The organism is Candidatus Symbiopectobacterium sp. NZEC135, from assembly GCF_025962695.1.
The window spans coordinates 1-856 of sequence record NZ_JAGFPF010000899.1; the positions used below are offsets into that span (position 1 = coordinate 1).

1 protein-coding gene and 1 pseudogene are annotated in these 856 nt (G+C 57.7%); both read left to right on the forward strand.

Annotation, left to right across the window (positions count from 1 at the left end):
• The coding region (locus J5224_RS31295) for an ATP-binding cassette domain-containing protein (protein WP_264628892.1) at positions 1-607 on the forward strand (607 nt) is incomplete at its 5' end.
• A gap of 132 nt (positions 608-739) precedes the next feature.
• Positions 740-856 (forward strand): annotated as a pseudogene (locus tag J5224_RS31300) (endopeptidase); the annotation flags it as partial.

Genomic DNA, 856 nt, shown 5'->3' on the forward strand with positions numbered 1-856 from the left:
AGGGCGCGTGGAGCTGGACGGCATGCCGATTGCCGATTTGTCTGCGCGAGACCTGGCGCTGCGTCGCGCTTATCTGTCTCAGCAGCAAAGCCCGGGGGCGCTGATGCCCGTGTTCCAATATCTGGCGTTACACCAGCCGAGGCAGGTCAGCGTGATGGCGGTCGATGAAGTGGTCGCTCAGATCGCCACGCGCCTGATGTTAACCGATAAATTGACGCGGCCGTTGACGGAACTCTCCGGCGGCGAGTGGCAGCGTGTACGCCTTGCCGCCGTATTCTTGCAGGTGTGGCCTTCGCTTAATCCGCATGCCCGCCTGTTGGTGCTGGATGAGCCCGCCACCGGTCTGGACGTGGCGCAACGTGTCGCGCTTGATGCCATGCTGAAAGTGTTGTGTCAGGCTGGGTTGATTGTGCTGGCCAGCGCCCACGACTTGAATCACAGCCTACAGCAGGCTGATGATATTTGGTTGATTTCAAAAGGTAAGTTGATTGATGCTGGCGATGCGGCACAGGTCATGCAGCCTGAACGACTGGCACCGGTTTTTGGCATTGATTTCCAACGTCATCGCGTGGGCGAGAGCGACTGGCTGGTGCCGGTGTCCGAGTAACCGGTCATTTACCGCATCAGACTTGCCAAGACAGTGAAATCAACGCTAAATTAGGCAGCAATATCATTCTGATAGCGTGACATTCCCCGCAGGACGCGGTGAACACGAACCGATACTCGCAGGATACCGCAGATGCGCTTGATTCAGGGGTTGCTGATCGCAAGTTTGTTTTTGGTTGGGTGCAGCAGCCATCGCGCGCCGCCGCCCAATCCGCGTCTGGGCGACTCCATCATGGTAATAAGCCAACTT